A 23,557-nucleotide genomic window follows, 5' to 3' on the forward strand; every position below is an offset into this window, starting at 1 on the left:
GCCACTACCGCAGCGGGCCGAGCCAGGTCGCGGGATCGGTGCTCGGATCCCCGGTCCGACCGCGCACCCCCGCCTCGCGCATGTCCGCGGCCACGGCCCTCGCCTCGCCGACCGGGCAGCGATCCAGGTGCGCCTCCACCGCGTCGACGTCCTCCCGCAGCTTGTCCTGGCTGAGCTTCCGGCCGCCCTCCAGCTCATCGATCCGGATGCGGAACGAGACCGCGCCCCGGGCGAGCGAGGCGAGATCCCGAACCGATATACTGCCGGTCGACCATCCCGATCCCATCTCGCCGCGCTCGTTGTGCTGCACCGTCCGTTCGAGCACCCCAGGGTTCGCCTCCGCGGGCAGCCGATGGTAGATGCCACGCACGTGCACCGCCGTGTAGTTCCAGGTCGGCACGTCGGGTTCCGCCCGGTAGACGCCGGGGGTGATGTAGGCGGACGGGCCGTGGAACACCGCGAGCACAGGCGCCCCGTCCTCGATCCCGGTGAGGAACGCGTTCCGGATCGCACCGTGCCCCTCAAGCACCTGCTCGCCGTCCTGTTCGATCACCTGGAACGGGAGGTGCGCCGCATCCAGGCGACCGTCGGCGCTTCCGAAGAGGATGCCGAAGGGGTGGCGGGCGATGAGCTCGAGCGCCCACTCCCGGTCGTCGGATCGGAACTCCAGGGGCTGATACATGTCTTCCTCGACTCTCTCGCAACCGTGTCGTACACTGTACCAAACGACGGGACGATGGCGAGCCGGACGGAGGAGCGCGTGCCGCAGGAAATACGGATCGCACTCCGCGGCTGGGATTGGCTGGTGCCCTGGGTGCTCGGCGAGGTCGACGACACGCCGCTCCGCGAGCAGGACTGCGAACTGCGGATCGATCGTCTCCCGGCCGTGCTCGATCTGCTCGCCCCGGGCGGCTACGCCGGCGGCGAGGTATCGCTGAGCCAGTACGCCAGGTGGATCGCCGCGGGCGAGCGCGGCTTCGTCGCACTCCCGCACCTGCTCATGCAGGGCTTCCGTCACCGCTGCACCATCGTCGCCGCGGACTCGAGCGCCACCGCTCCCGGGCAGCTGGTCGGCGGTCGGATCGGCGTTACGGGCTGGGCCGACTCGGGCAGCATCTGGACCCGCGCGGCGCGTGCCGACGGCGGGCTCGGGATCGAGGACGCCCGGTGGTACGCCGGTCGCCTCACCGGGAACCATCCCGAGACCGACCGGCTGGAGGGGCACGGGATCCCGGACCGGATCGAGGCGATCAGCGGCAAGCCGATGCTCGACCGGCTCGCCGACGGCGAGCTCGACGCGATCCTGACGCCCTTCATGCCGCCGGACTTCTACGGAGCCGCACCCCGCTTCCGGCCGCTCTTCCCCGACGCCCGCGCCGCGGAACGGACGTGGGCGGCCGCGCGCGGCTACGTTCCGGGCCACCACGTGCTCGCCTTCGAGGAGAGGGGCCGGCCCGAGATCCGCCTCGCGATCTCCCGCGCGCTGCGGGAGTCGCGGCGGCGGTGGATCGAGCGTCGGCGCAAGTACGCCGAGACCACGGCCTGGGCGGCCGTCGACTTCTGGGACGAGGCGCGCTTCCTCCCGGAGGACTGGCACCGGCCAGGCCTACGGCATCAGGGACCCATGCTCGAGGACTTCGTGGGAGAGGCAGTCCGTCAGCGCATCCTCGAAGACCCCGTCCCGATCGCCGAGCTCTTCCCGGTCGACGTCCCGGACGACCCGCCCATCGCCCGCGAACCGCTCCCGCCGTCCGAATCCTGCTCCCCACTCACAGAAAGCGTCCCCGCCGCATGAAGATCCTCATCCACCAGTTCGAGGTCGCCGTCGACCCCGCCGAGAACCTGCGCGTCGTCGAAGCGGCCGTCGCGGAGGCCGTCGCGGAGGGCGCTCGGCTGCTCCTCCTCCCCGAGGGGATCATCTCCCGCGACCCGCTCGATCCCGCGGCCACCGCCGCCGGTGCGCAGCGTCTCGACGGCCCCTTCGTGACCCGGTTGCGCGCGCTGTCCGAGCACGGCGTCGCCATCGCCGCGACCGTGCACATCCTGACCGAGGACGGGCGCGTCTCGAATCTCGGGATCGTCTGCGACGCCGGGCGGATCATCCACAGCTACGACAAGCTCCACCTCTACGACGCGTTTAGCGAGCGGGAGTCGGACACGGTCGCCCCCGGCGCCCGTGCGCCGGAGACCTTCGTGCTCGACGGCATCATCCTCGGTCTCCTCACGTGCTACGACGTCCGTTTTCCCGAGGCGGCCCGCGCGCTCGCGGTCGCGGGCGCCGACGCGATCCTCCTGCCGGCCGCGTGGGTGCGCGGCCCCTTGAAGGAGCACCACTGGCGCATCATGGTGACCGCGCGAGCGCTCGAGAACACCGTCTACATGCTCGCCGCGGGAGAGGCGGGGTCCGGCAACTGCGGGTCGAGCATGGCGGTCGACCCGCTCGGCATCGTGGAGGCGGCCGCGGCCGATCGCCGGCAGTCGATCGTCGCGCGAGTGGATCCCGAGCGGATCCGGCAGGCCCGGGCCGCGCTGCCGGTGCTGCTCAACCGGCGGTTCGCCGATCCCGTGCTCGCCGTCTGACGGCACGGACGGATCGCTTCACCTCCCGGACGGCTCCGCGAGCACCCGGAACCGGTCCACGTCCGGGGTCAGCGAGCCTCGCACGTACCCGATCGGGGAAGCCGCGACCGCGCGCAGGAACGCGATCGTCTCCGACGTGATCTCCTCTCCCGGCACGACGTTCGGGATGCCCGGCGGATAGGCCGCGAGGCTGTCGGCCGACACCCGCCCCGCAGCCCGCTCGTGCGGCACGATCTCCGTGCGCGCGAAGTAGGCGGTGCGGGGATCGGTGCGGCGGGCGCCCGGCGCCGGCAGGGGCGGCATGCCGTCGGCGGTGCCGGATCCGCGTCCGCTCCCCCCCCCCGCGCGCCACGAGTTCGAGCGCCCGCTCCAGCCTGCCGATCTCCAGCGGCTTGCCCGGCCCGAAGAACGCGACGACCGCGGTCGATGTCGCGATCTCGAGGAGGATCCGGTGCTCGGCCGCCAGGCGCGAGCGCACCTCGTATCCGGTTGCGCCGGTGCGGCTGACGTCGATCGAGACACGGAGCGGGTCCACATCGATGATGTCGGGCCAAGCCTCGAAGCCATCGCTCACCACGGCGAGCCCGTCCCGATCCCGCACCCACTCCCTGAGTGCACCCGCGAGCGCGATGCTCTCGCCGAGCAGACCCTGCCCGGTCACGAGGGCGCGACGGGCGACGTCGAGCGACCCGAGCAGCAGCGAGCTCGCGCTCGTCGTCTGCGTGAGCCGGTAGGCCCGGTCGATCGCGGGCTCGAGCGCAGCCGCGAAGGGTCCGTCGGCCAGGTGGATCATCGCGGACTGGCTGAGGCTGCCGCCCATCTTGTGCGTGCTCGTGACAACGATGTCGGCACCCCGCGTCGTGGGGAACTCCGGGAGGTCACGGTGGAAGCCGAAGTGCGCACCCCAGGCCGCATCGACGATCAGCGGAACGCCGTGCCGGTGCGCCACCGCGGAGAGACCGTCGATGTCGCTCACGGCGCCGAAGTAGCTGGGCGAGACCACGCACGCGGCGCAGGCAGGGATCTCCACCTGCTCCAGCGCGGTGAGCTCCCCGTCGAGCTCAGCCGGCGTGATCCCGTGGTGGATGCCTCGGGCCGGATCGATGCTCGGCTGGACGAACGACGGGCTGAGGCCGGCCGCGACCAGACCGTCGGTGAGACTCGAGTGCGCGCTCCGTTGCGCGACGATGCGAGAGCCCCGCCCCAGGCTCGCCGCGGCGACCACCGCCATGCGGTTGCCCTGGGATGAGCCTCCCGCGAGGAACCAGCTGCGCCGGGCTCCCCACGCGTCGGCGGCGAGCGCCTCGGCTCGGGCGAAGGGGCTGTGCGGACCGACATCGATGCCGTCCACCAGCTGCGGGATGTCCAGGGCGAGGGATCGCTCGCCGCAGAACGCCGCGAGATCAGCCGACAGCCCCTGCGGGGTCGCGGCGTGGCCGGGCACCATGAACATCAGCGGCGCGTCGGCGGCGAAGCGCTCGAGCGCCTCTGCGTAGGGAGCCGATCAATGCTCCTCATCGCTGAAGCGGCGGCGTGTCATGGGGCTCCTTCGGGGGTGGCGTCGATCGCGCGGGATCGGGTTCGATGTGCGGGGACGACCGGCGCGCGGCGAGCGTGCGGGCGAGTCGGCGAAGGGCGAGTGCCGATAGCCGGGGCACCGACCCCTCAACCGTAGCGGCGGCGGCCTCCGTTGCGGGAGTCGATCAGCCGCCGGGTCTCGTTGAGCAGGCGCGAGGACTCCGTGGCCCGCTCGCGGTCGCGCGCTCCGAGGCCGAGCAGCATGGCGTCGATGACCACGAGCGAGGAGAACAGCTCCCCCGTCAGTCCGCCCGGCGAGCTCGCGACATCGGCGATCACGTCCATCCGCTCACGCACCTCGGGTGGAAGGCCCGAGGTGACGAGCACCGTGCGCACGCCGAGCAGCTCCGAGCGGTCGAGGATCACCTCGATCTCGCGGAACAGCCGGCCGGGGCAGAAGATCACGACGCAGTCGCCCTCCCGGAGCTGCATAAGCTCGTCGGCGATGTCGAACCCCATTCCGGCGATGTGGCGCGTGTGGAGACCCAGTCGGGAGAACTTCTTGGCGGCGTACTCCGCGGCAGCGCTCGAGACGCCCGTGCCGAAGGTGAAGGTGCAGCCGGCGGTGAAGACGACGTCGACCGCGGCGTCGAGCGTGGCGGCATCCACGGATCCGAGGGTCTGCTCGATCCGCTCGACCGCGTCCCGGCTCACCTGCCGGAGCAGGTCGTGCTCGCTGTCCTGCTGCGCCGCCTGCAGCCGGGTGTCGAGCCGGGTCGCCGGGTGCGTGCGCCCGGAGACCTCCTTCCCGACGCGCTGCTTCAGCTCGCTCAGGCCCGAGTAACCGAGGGTCTTCGCGGTGCGCACGACGGTGGCATCGCTCGTCCTCGTCCGCTCCGCGATGCGCTGCGCGCTGAGGAAGATCATGTGCTCGGGGTTGTCGCGGAGAAACCGCGCTACGCGATGCTCGGTCGGGCTGAGGCTCCGCTCGAGGGCCTCGACCCGCTCCGAGAGCGATGTCGCGTCGTCGAAGCGGGCGGCATCCTCGGAATCAGGCATGGGATCCTTTCTGCTCGCGGCGGCGGCGGAGTGCACGAGCAAAGAAGTCGGTCACGGCCGGCACCATCTCATAGGCATTATGACCGACGCCGGGCACGATCGCCTGCTCGCTGGCGATGCCGTGCTCCGCGAAGTTGTCGATCAGCGCGCGCATCTTCTGCTGCCGGTTCGTCGTCTCGTCGTTGACCCCGGGGATATGGGCCGGCGACGCCAGCGGCACCGCGATCTCCCAGGTCTCGGTGTCGAGTCCGCCGATGAGCATCTGCACCATCACCTCGCGCATCGGCTCGAGGCGGATGCCTCGGCCGAGCGCATCCTCCATACCCCGGGTGCCCGCCGGCCAGGGCAGCTCGTCATCGAGCACGGTGACCACGCCCGGCGCCCCGATCGAGATGGCGTGCAGGCGCTCCGGGTGGCGGTAGTAGAAGCGGTGCGTGAAGTGGCCGCCTCCGGAGAAGCCCCCGAGCATGAAGCGCTCCGTGTCCACCCTGTAGAGCTCGCCGACCTCGTCCACCATGCTCAGCAGGATCTCGTCGAAGCGGATGCTGTGGAACTCGAGGAACTTGTAGTTGTTGAGCTCGCCCGGCTCGATGATCCCGACCGGGAAGAGCGGCGCCATGACGATGCAGCGGTGCTCGTTGGCGAACCGGGTGAAGAGGTCGCGGTACGCGACGGGATCCCGTTCGGTTCCGTGCACCAGCACGAGGAGGTCGACCTCGTCGCTCCCGTCCTCCTCGTACCCCTCCGGGATCGCCAGGCAGTAGGAGAACCGCTGATCCAGCTGCGAGGCGAAGAACGGCGTGCGCCCGAAGTGGTAGTAGCTCAGGGTCTGTCCGTGACCGGGGGTCTTGCGCATGGGGTTCCTTCTTTCTCGTGGTGTCTTCTCGTGGTCGCCGCCCGGCGTCACACGACGGTCTCGGGGAGCTCGGTGCCGTTGAAGCCGACGGGGGCGTAGGCGTGCTGCGAAGGCGGTCCCGCCGAGACCCAGAGCAGTCCCGCCTCGGGCTCCGCGATCACCCCGCACACCGTCATGTAGTCGCCGAACGCATCGCGGTCGCCCTGCTCCACCGAGATCGCGTTCAGCGGATCCCGCCGGTCGCGCATGATCTCGGCGACGCGCCGAACGGTGGTCTCCTCGGCCGGGGCTCCGGCCGCGAGCTCGGTGATGCGCTCGTAGCGGATGCGCGAGTTCGCGAGACGCTGCCCCTCGGACCGCTCCTCCTCCGCGAAATCCGGCAGGAGGTAGTGGTTCGAGTGGAACAGCCGGCCCTCATCCGAGGCGATCCGCAGGAGCTGATTGGGGGTGTTCTCGAGATCGACGGACACTCCCCCGCCGTACAGCAGGAGGTTGCGGGACGATGCCCGCTCGAGCGACTCAATCAGCTCGACGGCCGCGTCGAGACTCCGCTGCTGCAGCGCCAGACGGGTGAAGAGGTACCGCGGGTACCCGGTGCGCCACCCGTCGCAGGTGAGGAAGTTCGCGAAGGCCGCGAGGCCGGCGTCGTTGATGCCGATGTAGGAGATCTGGCCGGCGGGGATCACCATCAGGATCGAGGGACCGTCATCCGGACGGAACTCGGCCACGACGAGCAGGTCCCGGTACATCGCCGGCAGGTCGGCGTTCTGCCCCACGAGGCCGCCGCCCGCCGCGGTCGCGGCGGGCTCGAAGGCGAAGGTCGTGCATTCGTTCGAGGCCTCGAGATCCCCCATCAGATCGGCGTGGATCTCGGCGCGCAGCTGCAGGAGGTACGCCTCGCCGATGCTGATTCCCGCGCCGGCGGCGAGCCCCGCCAGTTCGAGGTCGAGATCGGGCGAGACGGCGCGCACGTGCTCCCGATACGCCAGCGAACGGGCGGCGGCGGCCTCGAAGGGGATGCCGAGCACCTCGAACCGCTCCCGCAGCAGGGCGAGGTGGCGCAGCACGAGCTCGCGGCACCGGAGGCCGTGCTGGCGCCCCATCTGCTCCGGAGTGCCGGAGAAGGTGAATCGAGGAAGGCGGTCGGTCATGAGGACTCCTGTACGGTCTCGAGGTGGTGGCAGGCGACAGCGACCGGCCCGCGCGCCAGGAGCGGGGGCTGCTCCGTCGCGCAGCGGTCGGTGGCGAAGCGGCAGCGGGTGCGGAATCTGCAGCCGCTGGGCGGGGTGACCGGGCTCGGGATCTCCCCGCCGAGGACGATCCGGTCGCGCACGGCGTCGACCGTCGGGTCGGGGACGGGGATCGCCGAGCGCAGCGCCCGCGTGTAGGGGTGCTGCGGATGCTGGATGACCTGCTCCGCAGGCCCCAGCTCGACGATCCTGCCGAGGTACATCACCGCGATGCGGTCGCTCACGTGACGGGCGACCGACAGGTCGTGCGTGATGAAGACGTAGCTCAGCCCGAGCTCCCGCTGGAGGTCGGTCAGCAGGTTGATGATCTGCGCCTGCACCGACACGTCAAGCGACGCGATCGACTCGTCGAGCACGAGGAACTCGGGATCGCAGGCCAGCGCGCGAGCGATCCCCACGCGCTGGCGCTGCCCGCCCGAGAGCTCGAACGGCAGCCGCTCCGCGAGCCCGGGCTGCAGCCGCACCAGCTCGAGCAGCTCGGACACGCGGGCGGGGATCGCCCTCGCGGGGAGGCTGCGATGCACGCGGAGCGGCTCGGCGATCGACTGGCCGATGCTGAGCCTCGGGTTGAGCGCGGTCTGGGGATTCTGGAACACGAGCTGCGCCCGGGCGCGCTCGGCCCGAGTCGGCGGTCTCGCGGGATCCGCGTCGCCGATGCGCACCTCGCCGCTCGTGGGCAGCTCGAGTCGCACGAGCATGCGGCCCAGCGTCGACTTGCCCGAGCCGCTCTCGCCCACGAGGCCGAGGGTCTCGCCGCGGAGCACTTCGAGCGACACACCTGACACGGCGTGCACCCGGGCGACGGTGCGGCGGAGTATCCCGCCGCGGATCGGGTACTCCTTCGCGGCGTCGTCGACGCGGACGAGCACGTCGGGGGCTGCGGCGGTCATGAGGCCTCCCTCGAAACGGTCTGGAGCGGGCGGGGATCGGGGGCGCGCAGCGGGTGCACGCAGGAGACGGTGTGTCCGGGCGCGATCCGCTCGACCGGCGGCAGCGCCTCGCGGCACCGGCTCGACGCCGCCGGGCAGCGCTCGGCGAAGCGGCAGAGCGGCTCCGACTCGGTCACCGCCGGCAGGCCTCCCGGGATCGGCCGGAGGCGGTGCGAGGGACGGTCGATGCGCGGCAGCGACGCGATGAGCCCGGCCGTGTAGTGGTGCGCCGGTCGCAGCAGCACCTCCGCTACCGGTCCCTCCTCCACGAGCCGCCCCGCGTACATGACGGCGATGCGGTCGACGAGGCGGGCGATGACGCTGAGGTCGTGGGTGATCCAGATCACGGCCATGCCCATCTCGTCCTTGAGCCCCATCACGAGATCCACGATCTGGGCCTGCACGGTGACGTCGAGCGCCGTCGTGGGCTCGTCGGCGATGAGCAGCTCCGGTTCGCAGATGAGCGCGAGCGCGATCATGATCCGCTGCAGCTGCCCGCCGGAGAACTGATGTGGGTAGGAGCCCAACCGCTCGCGCGGGTTCGAGATGCCGACGCGCTCCAGCATCGCGACGGTGCGGTCGATCACGGCGCCGCGGCGGCGCTCGCCGTGGGCGCGCAGCACGAGCGCGAACTGCCGCCCGATCGTGAGCGTCGGGTTGAGCGCCGTCATCGCGTCCTGGTAGATCATCGAGATCCGGTCTCCGCGGGTCGATCGCCTCCCGCGCTCCGCGGAATCAAGCAGGTCCGCGCCGTCGAAGCGGGCCGACCCCGTGACCGAGACCCCCGCCGTCGGCAGCAGGTCCATGAGGGCGAGGGAGGAGACGGACTTGCCCGACCCGCTCTCGCCCACGATCGCCATCGCCTCGCCGCGGCCGAGCTCGAAGCTCACCGCGTCGACGGCGACCAGCGAGCGACCCTCGGATCGGAATTCGACCCCCAGATCCCGCACGCTGAGCAGTGGCTCGCCCATCAGTTCCGCCTCCTTCTCGGATCGAGCGCGTCTCCGAGCCCATCTCCGATGTAGTTCACCGCGAGCGCGACGAGAAAGATCATGAGGCCGGGGAACAGGCCCCGCCACCAGTGCCCCTGCGTGATGACCGACTTCACCGACTGGTGCAGCAGCGCGCCCCACGTCGACTCCGGCGGCTGGAAGCCCAGGCCGAGAAACGAGAGGGCCGACTCCGCGAGGATCGCCGAGGCGATGCCGAGCGTCGCGGTCACCACGATGGGCGTGACCGCCCCGGGCAGCACGTGCACGGCCGCCAGGCGCAGGTTGCCCGCGCCGATGCCGCGCGCCGCGGTCACGAACTCCTGCTTCTTCTCCGCGAGGCAGGCGGCGCGCACGAGTCGGGCGGTGTTCATCCAGCTGAACAGCGCGATCGCCACCACGATCGGTCCGAAGCTCGGGCCGACGAGGGTGACCAGCAGGATCACGACGAACAGCGACGGCAGGGAGTAGAAGACGTCCACGATCCGCATGAGCAGGTTGTCGATGATCCCGCCGCAGTAGCCGGCGATCGCGCCGACGGTCACCCCGATCGCGAGCGACGCGGCGACGGCGGCAGCCGCGACCGCGAGCGTGAGCCGACCGCCCGTCATGATCCGAGTGAGCTGGTCGCGGCCGAGCTCGTCCGTGCCCATCCAGTGCGCGAGCGATGGGGGCTGGTTCTTGGCGGCGAGGTCGATGGCCTCGGGCGAGAAAGGACTGAGGGCGGGGCCGATCAGCACGCTCAGCACCACGACCAGCAGGGTCAGCGCGCCCGCTACCGCGAGACGGTGCCGGGAGAAGCGGCGGATGAAGCCCGTGAACTGCCCGGTGCGGGGCCGGACGGCTCCGAGTGCGGCGCCCACGGCGCCGGTGGTGGGACTAGGCATAGGTGATCCTCGGGTCGAGCCGCGCGTAGACGACGTCGGCGATGAGATTGGCGACGACGACGAGCAGCGCGGCGATCATCAGCAGCCCGAGGAGGACCGGATAGTCTCGCTCGTTCGCCGACTCGATGAAGAGCCGCCCCATGCCGGGGAGGCCGAAGATGGTCTCGGTGATGACGGCGCCCAGGAAGATCTCGGGCACCGACAGCAGCACGACCGTGACCACCGGGATCGACGCGTTCTTGAGCGCGTGGGCCACGATCACGGTGCGCTCGGCGAGCCCGCTGCCGCGCGCGGTGCGGATGTAGTCCTGGGCCAGCACGTCGAGCATGGACGAGCGCACGTAGCGCGTGAGGCTCGCGACGGAGACCATGCTGAGCACGGTCACCGGAAGGATCAGGTGGCGCGCCCGGTCCGCCAGACCGGCGAGGCCGGAATTGCTCGCGCGCAGATCCTCGAGGCCCGATGCCGGCAGCAGCCCGAGCTGGAAGGAGAACACGTAGATGAGCATCAGGCCGAACCAGAAGCTCGGGGTCGCGAGGCCGACGAAGGAGAGCCCGGTCGTGGTGTAGTCGAAGAGCGACTGGCGGTTGATCGCCGCGACGACACCGATCACGAGCGCGAGCACCGTCGACAGGAGGAAGGCGAGACCCGAGACCGTCAACGTCACCGACACGCGCTCCCCGATCACCTGCAGCACCGGCTGGCCGGTCTTGAAGGAGTCGCCCCAGTCGCCGGTGATCACGCCGCCGGCCCAGCGCAGGTACTGGACCGGCAGCGGATCGTTCAGCCCGTACTGCTCGCGCAGTTTGGCCACCTGCGCCGCAGTGGATGGGTTGGTGCCGCCCTCCCCAACTGACAGCGGTCCGCCGGGGGTCATCTGCAGCAGCGCGAAGACGATGATGCTGATGACGATGAGGAGCGGCACCGCCTGGAGCAGGCGTCTGACGACGTAGCTAGTCATCGCTTCCCGCTCCGGCGACCTCCCAGTTCGCGATTCCGCCGGTGGTCCAGCCGCCGTACCAGGAGGAGGTATCCACCCCGGTGAGGCGGGAGTTCCAGGCCATCCCGTTGATGCCCGCGTAGAGCGGGATCGCCACCCGGTCTCCGGTGAAGACCGCATCGAGCTCGGCGATCAGCTCGACTCGTTTCTGCGGGTCCATCTCGCTCGCCGCGCGCGCGGCGAGCTCGTCGAACTCAGCGCTGCTCCAGAACGCTGTCGAGACCACCGCCGGGTTGTCGTCGCTCGGGATAGAGGCCGTCGTGAACTGCGAGATCCACTCCGAGGGGTCGGGGGCGTATCCGGCGCGGGACATCGCCACGTCGAACTCGCCGGTCGCCAGGAGCCCGCCCTGGTCGCGGCTGTCGAAGAGCCGATTCGAGGGGACGTTCTCGATGACGAGCTCGATGCCGATGTCGGCCATGTTCTGCTGGATGATCTGCTGGTAGAGCTCTCGCACGTGGTCTCCCGCAATCGTCTGGAACGTGAGACTGGCGCGCACGCCGCCCTTCTCGCGGATCCCGTCGGAGCCGGCCACCCAGCCGGCCGCATCGAGCACCTTGCGCGCTTGCTCCGGGTCGTAGGCGGCGGGTTCACTTTCCACCGCGCCGACGCCGGAGTAGTTGAAGCTGCCGGTCAGCGAGCCGAAACCGCCGAGAACGTCGTCGATGATGCTCTGACGGTCGATGCCGCGGTCGATGGCCTCGCGGATGGCGGGATCCCCCAGCACGGGGTGGGGTGTGTTGACGTCGCCGCCATTGCTGTGGTTGAGCCACAGCCACTCGACGAACCACGGCTCGTCGCTGATGCTCGTGACGATGGGGGCGCCGTTCCCCTCCTGCTCGGTGAGGTTTTCGAAGTCGGCCCCGGTGAAGAAGAACACTGAGTCGAACTCGCCGGCGACGAAGGCGTTCATCGTGGCCTCGCGATCCGGGGAGATCTTGATGGTGACCCCGTCGAGCTTCGGCAGCTCGGGATCAAGCCAATAGTCCTCGTTGCGGTCGAGCGTGATGCTGTCGCCCGACTTCCACTCGTCGAACACAAACGGACCCGTACCGAGTGGGAGGCGCACCTGGGGATCGTCCTGCGCAATCGCCGGCGACTCGAAGGCGTGCTTCGGGAGGACGATCCGGAACAGGTTGAGGAACGACGGGGTCGGCTCCGCGAAGACGACCTCGAGCTGCCCGTCGTCGATGACGGTCGCCGACTCGACGACGTCGTACTCCGGGTCGGCGAAGGTCGCCGACTCCGGGTTCTGGATCGCCTCGATCGTGAAGGCGAGGTCCTCGGCGGTGAAGGCCTCGCCGTCCGACCAGGTCACGCCGTCCTTGATCGTGAAGGTGACGGTCTTGCCGTCCTCCGAGATGAGCCCGTTCTCCTGCGAGGGAATGTCCTTCGCGAGCCACGGCTCGTACTCGCCGGTCTCCGAGATCGTGAACATGGGTTCCTGCACGAGCGCCTGGGAGAGCTCCGCGCCACTCTGCGTCGCGAAGAGGCCGTTCATCACTCCTGGCTCCTGCACGAGTGCGATCAGTGCCCGGCCGCCCGCCGATCCACCGCCGCTCCCCTGTGCGGGCGAGCAGGCGGCGATGCCGACGGCGAGCGCGGCAGCGGCGGCGACCGCGATTGCCCGGGCGGACCTGCGGAGCAGAGAGGTACGCGAATGTCGTCTGGGGTTCATCATTGAATCCTTGCGTCGAAATGAGGTTCGTACACGGTACGCAGTATTGCGTGTAGTACATGCTACATAACGACCATTCGACACACAAGCACTACATCTACGAGAGGCTCGCGCCTCCGTTCCGCCATTTCGGCACGCGGACAGGCTCGGCGCGATCAGGCTGGATGAGCGCGACAGAGGCGCAGACGGCACCGCACCCCGCGCTATCCATCAAGCATGCTGCGGTCTCCGCCGTTACGTGCGGGAGGACTCCCCGCGGCTCCGTCTAGTACCGCTCGCCGACCCGCACGACGTAGCCGGCGTCACGCAGCGCCTGCGCGACCGCGTCGCCGTGCTCGTGCCCCCGCGTCTCGATGTGCAGCTCCAGCTCCACCTCGCTGACGGGCAGCTCCGTCGCGTGCCTGGTGTGGATCACCTCGACCACGTTCGCGTTCTGCGCGGCGACGATCGACGCCGTGCGCACCAGCTGGCCCGGCACGTCGGGGAGCAGGATGCGCAGCTTGAGGTAGCGGGCGGAGGCCGCGAGCCCGTGGCCGATGACGCGCTGCAGCAGCAGCGGGTCGATGTTGCCGCCCGACAGGATCGACGCGGTCACACCCGTCGCGCGCGCCTTGCCCGCGAGGATGGCCGCGACACCCGCGGCGCCCGCCGGCTCGACCACCAGCTTCGCCCGCTCGAGCAGCATGACGATCGCGCGCGCGATGTCGTCGTCGCTGACGGTCACGATCTCGTCGACGTAATCGCGCACCAGCTCGAAGGTGAGGTCGCCCGGCCGCGCGACCGCGATGCCGTCGGCGATGGTCGGCCGGGTCTGCACGGTGACGGGGTGCCCGGCCTCGATGGAGGGCTTGAACGGCGCCGCGTTCTCCGATTGCACGCCGATGACCCGTATCTGCCGCCCCTCGCGCTCCGCCCACTGCTTGGCCGCGACGGCCACACCCGAGATGAGGCCGCCGCCGCCGATGGGCACGATGATGGTCTCGATGTCGGGCCGCAGCTGCAGCATCTCGAGCGCGACGGTGCCCTGCCCCTCGATCACGGCGGGGTGGTCGAACGGCGGGATGAACATCGCCCCGCTCTCAGCGACGAACTCCCGAGCGGCGCGATTGGTCTCGTCGAAGGTCTCGCCCTCGAGCACCACCTCGGCACCGTAGTGCCGCGTCGCCTGGAGCTTCGGCAGCGCGACGCCGAGCGGCATGAAGATCGTCGCCTTGATGCCCAGCTCGCGGGCCGCGAAGGCGACCCCCTGGGCGTGGTTGCCGGCTGATGCGGCGACCACGCCGCGCGCGCGCTCCTCCTCCGTGAGCTGCGTCAGCCGGTTGTACGCTCCGCGCAGCTTGTAGGCCCCCGTCCGCTGCAAGTTCTCGCACTTCAGGTAGACGTGCGGCACATCGAGGATCTCGGCGAGGTAGCGCGACGATTCGAAGGGCGTGCGCTGGGTGACCCGGTGCACGTTCTCGAGTGCGCGCTCGAAGTCTTCGAGTGCGGGAGCGGTGAGAGCGGCCTCGCTCATGAGTGTCCTTCCTTGCGCTGCAAGCGCGCGACGTTGCGAGCGCGGTGACGCGCCCGCTGAGAGGTTTTCTCACGCCGGTGATAGTCGGCGACGGGATCTGCATCCGTATGCCACTGCCTATGCACCAACGTGTTGACGATCGAGTTGGCCGAGGCCGCGATGGGTACCGCGAACAGGGCGCCTGGAATGCCCGCGAGCAGTGCGCCGGTCGACACCGCGAGCACGACGCCCAGCGGATGCACCTTGACGGCGCTGCCCATGACGAGCGGCTGCAGCACGTGTCCCTCGATCTGGTTGACGAGGATCACGATGCCGAGCATGATGAGCGCGTTGACCGGTCCGTTGTAGACGAGCGCGATGAACGCGGCGAGTGCGCCCGTGGTGATGGCGCCGAGGAACGGGATGAAGGATCCGAGGAACACGAGCACCGCGATCGGGATCGCCAGCGGAACCCCGAGCAGCGCGGCGCCGGCGCCGATGCCGACCGCGTCCACGAACGCCACGAAGATCTGCACGCGCACGTACTGCCCCACCGAGACCCAGCCCGCACGCCCTGCCGCATCGACCGGGGCGTGCGCCCTCGCCGGCAGAAAGCCGAGCACCCAGAACCAGATGCGTCGGCCGTCGATGAGCATGAAGATGAGCGAGAAGACGGTGAGCAGCGTGCCGGTGACCAGCTGCCCGGCAGTCGTGGCGACGCCGAGGGCCCCGTTCCAGATCTCGGACTGGTGCTCCTCGACCGTCTTCATGAGCTGGGCGGTGAACCCCTTGATCTCGGCCGCCGAGAACCCGAAGGTCGCCTCGCCCCAGTTCAGCAGCTCCCACCACACCTCTTCGGAGCGCCTCCCAACGTCACCAAAGCCGCTGCGCAGCTGAGTGGCGATGAGGGTGACGAGGATCCAGACCGCGGCGACGAACATCGCGAGAGCGAATATGACCCCCAGCCAGCGGGGGGCGCCCCGTCGTTCGAACCACTGCACCACCGGAGCGAGCAGGGCGGTGAGCAGGATCGCCACGAGCAGCGGGATCACGATGATGCGCACCTGCACGATGAGCCACAGCACCCCGGCGCACGCGAGGCCGATGAGGATCAGGCGCCAGGACCAGGCTGCCGCGACCCGCACGCCGAGCGGGAGCTCGTGCGCGGCGTCGTCTGACACGGCCTCGCCGTCTCGGCTTCTGGGCTCTTCCACAGCGCTCATCCTATCGATCCGAGGGTGCGCCGATTGATATGAGCGCTCACAGCAGCCTCCGCAGCCAGCGCCGCACGAGCGCCTCCTTCTGCGGCGTGAACGGCGGCATGATCGTGGCTCCCAGCGTGTCCGGAGCCAGTGGTTTCGAGAGCACGGCCTTCTCGTGGCTGAACACCCTGAACGATCGCTCGCCGTGATACGCGCCCGTCCCGCTCTCCCCGACACCGCCGAACGGCAGCTCGGGCGCGACGAGGTGCAGCACCGGCACCCCGAACCCGAGAGCCCCCGAGCTGGTCTCCCGCTCCCACCGATCACGCACCTCGGCCGAATCGCTGAAGACGTAGGCCGCGAGCGGCTTGTCGCGGGCGGCGACGAAGGCGAGCGCATCGTCGAGGTCGGAGACCTCGACCAGGGGCAGGATCGGGCCGAATATCTCGTCGCGCATCACGGCGGCGTCCCGTGCCACGCCGAGCAGCACCGTCGGTTCGATGAAACGGGCGGCGGCATCGTGACCACCGCCGACGAGCACCTCTCCGTCGCTCAGATAGCCGATGAGCCGCTCGAACTGCGCGTCGTTCACGATCCGCCCGTAGTCGGGATTGCGGTCGGGGGCGCTGCCGTAGAGGTGGTGGATCGCCTCGGCGAGCAACGGGCCGAGCGTGCGGAGCACCGGTGGGCTGCCCAGCACGTAGTCGGGGGCGACGCAGGTCTGACCCGCGTTCATGAACTTGCCCCAGGCGATCCGCATCGCGGCCTGCGGCAGATCCACCGAGTCGTCGACGTAGACGGGCGATTTGCCGCCCAGTTCGAGTGTGGTCGGGGTCAGATGCTCGGCCGCGGCGCGGGCGACGATGCGGCCCACGCGCCCGTTGCCCGTGTAGAAGATGTGGTCGAACCGCTGCTCGAGCAGCGCGGTGGTCTGGGGCACGCCGCCCTCGACCACGGCGACCGCGCGGCGATCGAGCGCGTCTGGAACCGTGCTCGCGATGAGGTGCGACGTCGCCGGCGCGAGCTCGCTCGGTTTGATCACTACCGCGTTGCCCGCCGCGATCGCGCCGACCACCGGGGACAGCGCGAGCATGAGCGGATAGTTCCAGGGCGCGATGACGAGCGCGACCCCGACGGGCTCCGGTACGACCCGGGCCGAAGCGGGTTGCACGGCGAGAGGCACGCCGACCCTTCGAGGACGCATCCATCCGCGCAGGCCGACGAGCGCGTGGTCTATCTCCGCGATCAGAAAGCCGATCTCGGTGAGCTGCGCCTCCGCACCCGATTTGCCGAGATCCTGACGGAGGGCCGCCTCGAACTCCGCACCGCGCTCCATCAGCAGCGCGCGCAGACGCCGCAGCATCTCACGCCGCCAAGCCTCGGGGCGCGTGACTCCTCGCGCGAAGCCGTGCCGCAAGCCGGCCACGATCCCGGCGATCCGATCCACCTCGATGTCGTTCATGCGCCAAGGCTACTCTCGGCCGCTGACATGCACGGTCAGGGCCGCCGCGGCCTCACCAGAAGTGCAGCGCGGGCACGATCAGGAAGATCCCGACCAGCACCGCAAGACCCGAGAGGGAGAAGCAGGCGTAGGCGGCCACCGTGGCCCAGCGCGGCCGGCCCAGATCGTCCACATCGTCGTCCTCGTCGTCCCGCGAGGGGCCGTCGGGTTCGAAGCTCCCGTCGGCGCGCCGCACCCGGGGCGGGGGCGTCGCGAGGAAGCGGATCCCGAAGGAGTAGAGCGCCACCACGAACACGGCCGAGAGCAGTGCCGAAGCGAAGACGATCAGAAAGGCCATCCAGTCGATGCTCATCGCTCATCCTTCCGGTCCGCACGGTCCCGATCCGAGGCTACTCCGGCGGCGTCGGCCTCTTTCTCGGCCGCAGCGGCCTCCTTCGCCGCCTTCAACGCTTCGCGGGCGGCGATGTCGTCGCGCACGGCGGACTGGGCGACCGGAGTGAGGGGCGGGATCGTGCCCGTCTTGGTCTTGACCTTCTTGATCTTGCCCTTCTTCACTCGGACGGCATAACCGGCCTCGGCGACGTCGGGCACGGGGATCGCGTTGGAGTGATCCACCTTGTTGCGGCGCGAGCGCCAGAAGATGAAGAGGATGAAGCCGAAGCCGAGCACGGCGTCGATGACGATGCCGGCCGGGCCGATGTGCGCGATGAGCGCGGCGATCGCGGCGACCACGCCCGATGCGGGCAGTGTGAAGAGCCAGCCGAGGCTGATGCGCCCGACCGCGCGCCAGCGCACGCTCGAACCGCGGCGTCCGAGACCGGAGCCGATCACGGAGCCGGAGGCGACCTGCGTGGTCGAAAGGGCGAAGCCCAGGTGGCTCGAGGCCAGGATCGTGGCGGCGGTGCTCGTCTCGGCGGCGAAGCCCTGCGCGGGCTTGACCTGGGTCAGGCCCGCGCCGAGCGTGCGGATGATGCGCCAGCCGCCCGAGTAGGTGCCGAGCGCGATCGCGAACGCGCACGCCGTGATCACCCAGATGTGCGGGCCGGTGCCGGGATCCTGCAGGTTCGCGGCGACGAGCGTGAGCGTGATGACGCCCATGGTCTTCTGCGCGTCATTGGTGCCGTGCGCCAGGGCGATGAGCGACGACGAGGCGATCTGCGCGTAGCGGAAGCGGCCGCGGCCGTCCTTCTTGCCATCGTGACGGCGCGTGATGGCGTAGGCGACGCGGGTCGCGGTGAAGGCGACGATGCCGGCGGTCAAGGGCGCGGCCAGCATCGGGATCAAGATCTTCGACAGGAAGACGCCCCCGTTGACCGCGGAGATGCCCGCGCCGACGATCGCCGCGCCGATCAGTCCGCCGAAGAGCGCGTGCGACGAGCTCGACGGGAGCCCGTAGAGCCAGGTCAGCAGGTTCCAAACGATGGCGCCGATGAGCCCGGCGAAGATCATCTCGGGGGTGATGAGCACCCCGCCGTCGCCCTCGTTGATCAGCCCGCCCGAGATGGTCTTGGCGACCTCCGTAGAGAGGAAGGCGCCCACGAGGTTGAGGATCGCCGCCAGCAGCACAGCGGTCTTCGGTTTGAGAGCGCCGGTCGCGATGGGCGTGGCCATGGCGTTCGCGGTGTCGTGAAAGCCATTGGTGAAGTCGAAGAAGAGTGCCAGCACGATGACCAGCAGCACGATGAGAGTGAGTTCCACCGGCGTCTTTCGTTCGGGAGCTTGCGGTGCTTGGATCACCCGCGAAGACACACGATGTTCACAATTCGTTCGCGTCCACCAGCGCCCCGCGCGCGCCGTACATCATGGTTGCACCTCACCCCCCCACAGGTCAAGCCAGACGCCGAAGTTCACCGGCCGTTTACCTGACGTTCGAAAGAGGCGTCTCCGAGGCCGCACCGCCGCGCTCACGAGGCCAACGCCCAGTCAGCGCGGAGTCCCATCCTGCTGCTTCCCCATCGCGTGAAGCAGCAATACGGGACTCCGCATTACGGCGGGGAGCCAACGGAGGCGGGGCGAGTAGTGTGGGGCAGGATCGCATCCGTACGACCGAGGAGAGAGCATGAGCGCGGCACTGAGCGACTTCGTACCCGAGACCGGCACCATCACGATGTTCTCGACCGAGTGGTGCGGCTACTGCAGGAGCCTCAAGCTCATGCTCGACAAGAGCGGCATCGGCTACACCGAGGTCGACATCGAGCGCACCCCCGGCACCCCCGAGCTGGTCGAGCAGGTCAACGGCGGCAACCAGACCGTGCCCACGGTCGTCTACCCCGACGGCTCCACCGCAACGAACCCGTCGCTGAACGACGTCAAGGCCGCGCTCGGGCTGTAACCCGCCCGGGGCTCGGACGGTCACGCTGCGGCGGGCGGCTCCGCACCGGCCATGCCGGCGGAGACCAGAAGCTGCTTCGTGTACGGATCCCGGGGGCGCTCGAAGATGGTGGCCACGTCGGCCCACTCGACGATCCGCCCATCGCGCATCACGTAGACGATGTCGGCGAACTCGCGCACCACGGCGAGATCGTGGGTGATGAAGAGGTAGCTCAGGCCCTTCTCGTCCTGCAGCTCCCGCAGCAGGTCGAGCACCTGGCGTTGCACGACCACGTCGAGTGCTGAGACCGGCTCATCGCAGACCAGCAGCTCCGGATCCATCGACACCGCTCGGGCAATGGCGACGCGCTGCCGCTGACCGCCCGAGAGCTCCGATGGATGGCGCGAGGCGAGTTCGGGCTTCAAGCCGACCTGCTCGAGCAGCCGTTCGACGCGTCCGTCCCGCTCGTCGCGTGTGCCGATGCGGTAGTGGTCGAGGCCCTCCCGCACAATCGACCGCACGGTCATCATCGGGTTGAGCGACGCATACGGATCCTGGAACACGGGTTGCACGCGCTTGCGGAAGTCGGCGGTCTGCGCCCGGTCCATCTCCGCCAGGTCGACGCTGTCGAAGCGGAGGTTGCCGCTGCTCGGTTCCTCGAGCTTCAGCATGAGCCGCGAGACCGTCGTCTTGCCCGATCCGGATTCGCCGACGAGCGCGACGGTGCTGCCTCTCGGCACGGTGAGGCTGACATCGGTGTTCGCTTGCACGGGCTCATCGCGCCGACGTCGTTGATAGACCTTGCTCACCTCGTCGATCTCGACGATGCTGTCGCCGGAATCGAATCGTGGGGCTTTGAACCTCGACTCGCCCGTGCGCGCCCGCACGCCGGGGTCGGCGGCCACGAGTTGCTGCGAGTAGGGGTGCTCGGGCGAGGAGAGGATGCGGGCGGCCTCGCCCGTTTCGACCACACGACCGTGCTGCATGACGATGACCCGGTCGGCCCGCTCGGCGGCGAGGCCGAGGTCATGGGTGATGAGCAGCACCGCCATACCTGCAGCGCGCGAGATCTCGGCGATCTGATCGAGGATACGGGCCGAGACGGTCACGTCGAGCGCACTGGTCGGCTCGTCTGCGATGAGCAGCTGCGGATCGCAGGCGGTGCCGATCGCGATGAGCACGCGCTGACGCAGTCCGCCTGAGAGCTGGTGCGGGTACTGGTGGAGGCGCGTGCGGGGGTCTGAGACGCCCGCACGTTCGAGCAACCGGCAGCACTCCTGCTCGAGGTTCTGTCTGGTGGCCCGGCGGTGACGGAGCAGCACCTCGCCGAGCTGCTCGCCGATCCGCTTCATCGGGTTGAGGTTAGACATGGGGTCTTGGGGCACGAGTCCGATGCGACTGCCCCGCACCTCGCTCCACTGCTTGGCGCTGGCTCCCAGCATCTCCGTGCCGTCGAACTCGATCGACCCGCTCGTGACTGAGCCGTTGCCCGCGAGCAGCCCGAGCAGAGTCATGGCGAGGGTGGTCTTGCCCGAGCCGGACTCGCCGACGATCGCAACGACTTCTCCTCTGCGCACCTCGAGATCGGCGCCCAGCACGGCAGGTACGGACTGACCGTTGCGGGAGAAGCTGATGCCGAGGTTGCGCACGCTGAGCAACGGCGCGGCGGTCGGGGTGTTGGAGATCATGCGTTCACCTTCACTTTCGGGTTGAACACTGCGTACAGCACGTCGACGAGGAAGTTGATGAGCACGAAGATGACGGCGATGAAGAGGATGCCGCCCTGCAGCAGTGCCATGTCGCGGTTCGTGATCGCGGAGGCCATCGCGAAGCCGATGCCGGGCCACGAGAAGACCGTCTCGGTGAGCACCGCACCGCTGAGCTGGAAGCCGGCTTGCAGGCCGATGACGGTGATCACGGCGGGCAGCGCGTTCGGCAAGGCATGTCCGTAGACGACCTGCTGGGAACCGAGCCCGCGTGCGACGGCCGAGCGCACGTAGTCGCTCGACATCACCCCGAGCATCGAGGTTCGGGTCATGCGCGTGATCACGGCGAGGGACCACGCGGCGAGAGTGAGGGTCGGCAGGATCGCGTGCCTCAGCACATCGGCGAACCCTCCGCCGCCGATGAGCGACTGCATGCCGCTCACGGGCAACCACCCGAGGGTGAGGCTGAAGAGCATGATGAGCAGCATGCCGAGCCAGAACGAGGGCATGCTCGTCAGCAGGAGCACGCTCACGGTGACCGAGCGGTCGCGGAGACTGTTCGGCTTGCGCGAGGCCCAGACCCCGGCCACGACGCCCACGACCGAGGCGATGACCACGGCCGGCACCGCGATGATGGCCGTGTTGCCGAGCCGATCGATGAGCACGCCGAGCACGGGGGCGTTGTAGGTCGACGAATGCCCGAGGTCTCCTCGCACGAGCCCCCAGAGGTAGGTGAGGTACTGCATGAAGATGTTCTGATTCAGGCCGAGCTCCTCGCGCAGGGCGGCGCGATCCTCCTCGCTCGCCGTGCCGCCGAGCTGCACATCGACGGCGTCACCCGGAATGATCTGCCGCAGCATGAAGACCGCGAGCGTGACGCCGAGCAGCACCGGGATCAGCTGCGCCAGCCGTTTGAGGATGAAGCGTGTCATTTGAGACCTCCGAGCGTGCGCACCGCGCTGATGCGCGAACGTGGATCGAGTCTGTCGCGCAGGGCATCGCCCGCGAGGTTGAACCCGACTGCGAGGATCACGATCGCGATGCCCGAGAGCGTGGCGACGTGGGGCGCTGTCACCATCACGGCCTTCCCGCCGCTCAGCATCCCGCCCCAGTCGGCCGTGGGCGGCTTGGCCCCCAGCCCCAGGAAGCTGAGGCTCGCCGCGAGGATCACGTTGTTGCCCGTCTGCAGCGACGCCATCACGATCATGGGATTCAGCACATTGGGGGCGATGTGGCGCATCACGATGGTCCCCCGGCTGAGCCCGAGCGTGACCGCCGACTCGATGTAGGGCTCTTCGCGCACGGCGAGCACCGCGCCTCTCACCACGCGCCCCGTCTCGGGAATGGTAACGACCACCATGGCCACGATCATCGACCCCGTTCCCGCGCCGAGCGCCGCGCCGATGCCGAGGGCGAGCAGGATTCCCGGGAAGGAGAACATGACATCGAAGATGCGCATGACGAGCGCGTCGACCCACCCCCCGATGTAGCCCGACAGCAGGCCGATGGCGCCGCCGATGACCGCTGAGATCACCGTCGGCACCACGGCCACGAAGAGCGCGAAGCGGGCGCCGTAGATGAGTCGGCTGAGCAGGTCGCGTCCGAGTTCGTCGGTGCCGAGCAGGTGCCCGTCCGTCAACGGCGGCAGCAGCTTCTGCAACGGGTCGGCCGAGGCCGGGTTGTACGGTGCGATCCACTGCGCGCCGATCGCCAGAAGGGCGACGACGGCAAGGATGGCGAACCCCAGCCAGTTGCCCCACCCCACCCCCTTGCCGCGGGGCCGTTTGCCCCCGTCACGGCGGCGGGCGATGGCCCGGAACGGGCCGGTCGGCGGGGCCGCGGTGCCTGGTGCGCTCATAACGCGTCTCCCTCTGTACCTGAAACTTCGGACTAGGCCGCCGACCAGAGCGCCCCGAGGTCGGGCAGCTGGTCCGGCAGCCCGAGCGTGCGGAACGCGTTCCAGAGCGTGGCCTGGTTGCTCGTGATCACCGGCGCACCCGTGTCCATCTCGAGGTACTTCAGCATCCCGAAGGTGCGGTAGGTGCCGCACGAGATCAGCGTCGCGTCGGCGCCGGCCGACTTGCGGTGGGCGGCCCGGCCGAGGCGGTAGGCGCTGTCGATGTCGTGCAGGCTCGCCTGGTAGGGATCGGTCATCTCGAGGCCTTCGATCGCCGTCACCCGCATGCCGTGGTGCTCCAGGTTCTCGGCGAGCACCTGGTTGACGTCCTCGGTGTAGATCGTCGCAAGCGCGACAGTCTTCGCACCGACCGCCTGCAGCGCCTTGACCGTCGACGCGTGCATCGTGATCGCGGGGATCCCCACCTCGTCGAGGATCTGCTGAGTCACCCGCTCATCGGCGTCGGGCCCCTCCAGGAATGTGCCGGGAGCGCCGCACTGCACTATGAGGTCGACCTTCGAGGTCTCCAGCTGGCGCGAGGCCTCGAGCACCTGCGACATCATCACCTGCAGGCCGTCCTTGTCGACGCGGGGCACGATGGTGCGCGCGTCTGCGTAGGCGACACCCGGCACCTGCACCGAGCGCCACTCCTCGGCGCCCTCGATCGCGGTCGCGGGGCGGATCTGGCCGATCTTCGCTCGCCATCCAAGCATCATGGTCATCTTCTCCTTTGAATCGTGG

22 protein-coding genes and 1 pseudogene are annotated in these 23,557 nt (G+C 69.5%); 3 read left to right on the plus strand and 20 right to left on the minus strand.

Features of this window, described 5'->3' with window-relative positions; genetic code table 11:
- Positions 1-4: 4 nt before the first annotated feature.
- Positions 5-682: an FMN-binding negative transcriptional regulator gene (locus tag AC0KXF_RS10385; RefSeq protein WP_473109111.1), complete on the minus strand. Its 678-nt coding sequence runs from the start codon at positions 680-682 to the stop codon at positions 5-7.
- A 54-nt stretch (positions 683-736) separates the two neighbouring features.
- Between AC0KXF_RS10385 and AC0KXF_RS10390 the strand changes: the two genes are divergently transcribed.
- Both AC0KXF_RS10390 and AC0KXF_RS10395 read left to right on the plus strand, forming a co-directional pair.
- Positions 737-1,795: a hypothetical protein gene (locus AC0KXF_RS10390; RefSeq protein ID WP_473109112.1), complete on the plus strand. Its 1,059-nt coding sequence runs from the start codon at positions 737-739 to the stop codon at positions 1,793-1,795.
- The gene (locus AC0KXF_RS10395) at positions 1,792-2,580 is read left to right on the plus strand and encodes a nitrilase-related carbon-nitrogen hydrolase (RefSeq protein WP_473109113.1); all 789 of its coding nucleotides are present in this window, start codon (positions 1,792-1,794) and stop codon (positions 2,578-2,580) included. The genes AC0KXF_RS10390 and AC0KXF_RS10395 overlap by 4 nt, the downstream gene beginning before the upstream one ends.
- An 18-nt stretch (positions 2,581-2,598) precedes the next feature.
- Here AC0KXF_RS10395 and AC0KXF_RS10400 read toward each other — a convergent pair whose 3' ends face one another.
- The 15 genes and pseudogenes from AC0KXF_RS10400 to AC0KXF_RS10470 form a co-directional block, all read right to left on the minus strand.
- Complete coding sequence (locus AC0KXF_RS10400; RefSeq protein WP_473110102.1) at positions 2,599-3,147, minus strand: Orn/Lys/Arg family decarboxylase; 549 nt, start codon at positions 3,145-3,147, stop codon at positions 2,599-2,601.
- 82 nt (positions 3,148-3,229) lie between these two features.
- Positions 3,230-4,033 (minus strand): annotated as a pseudogene (locus AC0KXF_RS10405) (DegT/DnrJ/EryC1/StrS family aminotransferase); the annotation flags it as partial.
- Between the two features lie 212 nt (positions 4,034-4,245).
- Complete coding sequence (locus tag AC0KXF_RS10410) at positions 4,246-5,157, minus strand: MurR/RpiR family transcriptional regulator (protein WP_473109114.1); 912 nt, start codon at positions 5,155-5,157, stop codon at positions 4,246-4,248.
- The gene (locus AC0KXF_RS10415; RefSeq protein ID WP_473109115.1) at positions 5,150-6,013 is read right to left on the minus strand and encodes an alpha/beta hydrolase family protein; all 864 of its coding nucleotides are present in this window, start codon (positions 6,011-6,013) and stop codon (positions 5,150-5,152) included. Before AC0KXF_RS10415 ends, AC0KXF_RS10410 begins: the two co-directional genes overlap by 8 nt.
- Before the next feature lie 47 nt (positions 6,014-6,060).
- Entirely contained in the window at positions 6,061-7,164 is a 1,104-nt protein-coding gene (locus AC0KXF_RS10420) for a C45 family autoproteolytic acyltransferase/hydolase (protein WP_473109116.1), read from the minus strand.
- A complete protein-coding gene (locus AC0KXF_RS10425) occupies positions 7,161-8,153 on the minus strand; it encodes an ABC transporter ATP-binding protein (RefSeq protein ID WP_473109117.1) in 993 nt (330 codons plus the stop codon). The genes AC0KXF_RS10420 and AC0KXF_RS10425 overlap by 4 nt, the downstream gene beginning before the upstream one ends.
- Positions 8,150-9,163, minus strand: a complete 1,014-nt coding sequence (locus AC0KXF_RS10430; RefSeq protein ID WP_473109118.1) for an ABC transporter ATP-binding protein — start codon at positions 9,161-9,163, stop codon at positions 8,150-8,152. Before AC0KXF_RS10430 ends, AC0KXF_RS10425 begins: the two co-directional genes overlap by 4 nt.
- Positions 9,163-10,068 carry an ABC transporter permease gene (locus tag AC0KXF_RS10435; protein WP_473109119.1) on the minus strand — a complete coding sequence of 302 codons (906 nt, stop codon included), beginning with the start codon at positions 10,066-10,068 and terminating at the stop codon, positions 9,163-9,165. The genes AC0KXF_RS10430 and AC0KXF_RS10435 overlap by 1 nt, the downstream gene beginning before the upstream one ends.
- Positions 10,061-11,029, minus strand: coding sequence for an ABC transporter permease (locus tag AC0KXF_RS10440; protein ID WP_473109120.1), 969 nt, complete (start codon positions 11,027-11,029; stop codon positions 10,061-10,063). The genes AC0KXF_RS10435 and AC0KXF_RS10440 overlap by 8 nt, the downstream gene beginning before the upstream one ends.
- The gene (locus AC0KXF_RS10445; RefSeq protein WP_473109121.1) at positions 11,022-12,746 is read right to left on the minus strand and encodes a peptide ABC transporter substrate-binding protein; all 1,725 of its coding nucleotides are present in this window, start codon (positions 12,744-12,746) and stop codon (positions 11,022-11,024) included. The genes AC0KXF_RS10440 and AC0KXF_RS10445 overlap by 8 nt, the downstream gene beginning before the upstream one ends.
- Before the next feature lie 265 nt (positions 12,747-13,011).
- Positions 13,012-14,259: a threonine ammonia-lyase gene (gene ilvA, locus AC0KXF_RS10450; protein WP_473109122.1), complete on the minus strand. Its 1,248-nt coding sequence runs from the start codon at positions 14,257-14,259 to the stop codon at positions 13,012-13,014.
- Positions 14,256-15,452, minus strand: a complete 1,197-nt coding sequence (locus AC0KXF_RS10455; protein WP_473109123.1) for an AI-2E family transporter — start codon at positions 15,450-15,452, stop codon at positions 14,256-14,258. The genes ilvA and AC0KXF_RS10455 overlap by 4 nt, the downstream gene beginning before the upstream one ends.
- A 46-nt stretch (positions 15,453-15,498) precedes the next feature.
- Positions 15,499-16,902, minus strand: coding sequence for an aldehyde dehydrogenase family protein (locus tag AC0KXF_RS10460; RefSeq protein WP_473109124.1), 1,404 nt, complete (start codon positions 16,900-16,902; stop codon positions 15,499-15,501).
- A 52-nt stretch (positions 16,903-16,954) separates the two neighbouring features.
- Positions 16,955-17,254: a hypothetical protein gene (locus AC0KXF_RS10465; protein WP_223043052.1), complete on the minus strand. Its 300-nt coding sequence runs from the start codon at positions 17,252-17,254 to the stop codon at positions 16,955-16,957.
- On the minus strand, positions 17,251-18,600 hold the full coding sequence (locus tag AC0KXF_RS10470) for an anion permease (RefSeq protein WP_473109125.1): 1,350 nt from the start codon (positions 18,598-18,600) through the stop codon (positions 17,251-17,253). Before AC0KXF_RS10470 ends, AC0KXF_RS10465 begins: the two co-directional genes overlap by 4 nt.
- A 361-nt stretch (positions 18,601-18,961) precedes the next feature.
- Between AC0KXF_RS10470 and AC0KXF_RS10475 the strand changes: the two genes are divergently transcribed.
- Complete coding sequence (locus tag AC0KXF_RS10475) at positions 18,962-19,234, plus strand: mycoredoxin (RefSeq protein WP_223043050.1); 273 nt, start codon at positions 18,962-18,964, stop codon at positions 19,232-19,234.
- Between the two features lie 20 nt (positions 19,235-19,254).
- Here AC0KXF_RS10475 and AC0KXF_RS10480 read toward each other — a convergent pair whose 3' ends face one another.
- The 4 genes from AC0KXF_RS10480 to AC0KXF_RS10495 are packed head-to-tail and all read right to left on the minus strand — an operon-like array spanning position 19,255 to position 23,538.
- On the minus strand, positions 19,255-20,901 hold the full coding sequence (locus AC0KXF_RS10480; protein WP_473109126.1) for a dipeptide ABC transporter ATP-binding protein: 1,647 nt from the start codon (positions 20,899-20,901) through the stop codon (positions 19,255-19,257).
- Positions 20,898-21,851, minus strand: coding sequence for an ABC transporter permease (locus AC0KXF_RS10485; RefSeq protein ID WP_473109127.1), 954 nt, complete (start codon positions 21,849-21,851; stop codon positions 20,898-20,900). Before AC0KXF_RS10485 ends, AC0KXF_RS10480 begins: the two co-directional genes overlap by 4 nt.
- On the minus strand, positions 21,848-22,777 hold the full coding sequence (locus tag AC0KXF_RS10490; protein ID WP_473109128.1) for an ABC transporter permease: 930 nt from the start codon (positions 22,775-22,777) through the stop codon (positions 21,848-21,850). The genes AC0KXF_RS10485 and AC0KXF_RS10490 overlap by 4 nt, the downstream gene beginning before the upstream one ends.
- A 32-nt stretch (positions 22,778-22,809) precedes the next feature.
- The gene (locus tag AC0KXF_RS10495) at positions 22,810-23,538 is read right to left on the minus strand and encodes a maleate cis-trans isomerase family protein (protein WP_473109129.1); all 729 of its coding nucleotides are present in this window, start codon (positions 23,536-23,538) and stop codon (positions 22,810-22,812) included.
- Positions 23,539-23,557: the final 19 nt, after the last annotated feature.

This window comes from Leucobacter holotrichiae (assembly GCF_055791005.1).